Origin of the sequence: Streptomyces durbertensis (genome assembly GCF_014156695.1) — a bacterium.
GTDB lineage: Bacteria > Actinomycetota > Actinomycetes > Streptomycetales > Streptomycetaceae > Streptomyces > Streptomyces durbertensis.
Genome location: NZ_WMLF01000751.1, coordinates 1 through 1,394 on the forward strand (window position 1 = coordinate 1; position 1,394 = coordinate 1,394).

Annotated in this window: 2 protein-coding genes; both read left to right on the plus strand. The window is 66.4% G+C overall.

The features are described from left to right. Window positions 1–161 precede the first annotated feature (161 nt). Window positions 162–716: a peroxiredoxin gene (locus tag GL263_RS26525; RefSeq protein WP_143648936.1), complete on the plus strand. Its 555-nt coding sequence runs from the start codon at window positions 162–164 to the stop codon at window positions 714–716. Window positions 717–786: 70 nt separating this feature from the next. Then, the gene (locus GL263_RS26530; protein ID WP_182858277.1) at window positions 787–1,320 is read left to right on the plus strand and encodes an alkyl hydroperoxide reductase; all 534 of its coding nucleotides are present in this window, start codon (window positions 787–789) and stop codon (window positions 1,318–1,320) included. Window positions 1,321–1,394 lie beyond the last annotated feature (74 nt).

Sequence of the window (1,394 nt, forward strand, 5' to 3'; positions counted from 1 at the left end):
GGTGGACTGATAGGCGGGGGTGATCAGAGTGTGTGGCGGGTGCGATTTCCGCGATCAATGGGGTCTGTGACAGCCTGATCTTCCGTCCAACCCTCAGGGGCGCCCTGACCTGCGCGCCTTGCGCGCGCGTCGGGGGCGCTCCACCAGACCAAGGAGAGCACGTGCTCACTGTCGGTGACCAGTTCCCCAGCTACGACCTGACCGCCTGTGTGTCGCTGGAGAAGGGTCAGGAGTTCCAGCAGATCGACCACAAGACCTACGAGGGCAAGTGGAAGGTCGTCTTCTTCTGGCCGAAGGACTTCACCTTCGTCTGCCCGACCGAGATCGCCGCGTTCGGCAAGCTGAACGACGAGTTCGCCGACCGCGACGCGCAGATCCTCGGTGTCTCCGGCGACTCCGAGTTCGTCCACCACGCCTGGCGCAAGGACCACGACGACCTGCGTGACCTGCCGTTCCCGATGCTGGCGGACTCCAAGCACGAGCTCATGCGGGACTGCGGTGTCGAGGGCGAGGACGGCTTCGCGCAGCGTGCCGTCTTCATCGTCGACCCGAACAACGAGATCCAGTTCACCATGGTGACCGCCGGTTCCGTCGGCCGGAACCCCAAGGAGGTCCTGCGGGTCCTCGACGCCCTCCAGACGGACGAGCTCTGCCCGTGCAACTGGAGCAAGGGCGAGGACACCCTCGACGCGGGCAAGCTGCTCGCCGGCGAGTGACCTGACCCCCGGAATCCTCTCGGGGCCGAAGTGACCCACACGACGACGGAGATAGCGGAGTAACGCCACCATGGCACTGGACGAACTGAAGTCGGCCCTGCCGGACTACGCCAAGGACCTGAAGCTCAACCTGGGTTCCGTCATCGGCAACTCGGACCTTCCGCAGCAGCAGCTGTGGGGCACCGTGCTGGCCTGCGCGATCGCCTCGCGTTCGCCGAAGGTGCTGGCCGAGCTGGAGCCGGAGGCGAAGTCCAACCTCAAGCCCGAGGCGTACACGGCGGCCAAGGCGGCCGCTGCCGTCATGGCGATGAACAACGTCTTCTACCGGACCCGGCACCTGCTGTCGGACCCGGAGTACGGCAACCTGCGTGCCGGGCTGCGGATGAACGTCATCGGCAACCCGGGCGTGGACAAGGTCGACTTCGAGCTGTGGTCGCTGGCGGTCTCCGCCGTCAACGGGTGTGGCATGTGCCTGGACTCGCACGAGCAGGTGCTGCGCAAGGCCGGTGTGGAGCGCGAGACGATCCAGGAGGCGTTCAAGATCGCCGCGGTGATCGAGGCCGTGGGCGCCACCCTTGACGCCGAGGCCGTCATCGCCGAGTGATCCCACTCGAAGGAGTGGTGTCGCGGATCGGAAGTTGACGTCACTACCCCGAGTGCCGGGCGGGCCGCGTGGAG

Bases quoted from the DNA above. Each gene is read 5' to 3' on its own strand.
- GL263_RS26530 (WP_182858277.1), top strand. From the start codon at position 787: ATGGCACTGGACGAACTGAAGTCGGCCCTGCCGGACTACGCCAAGGAC.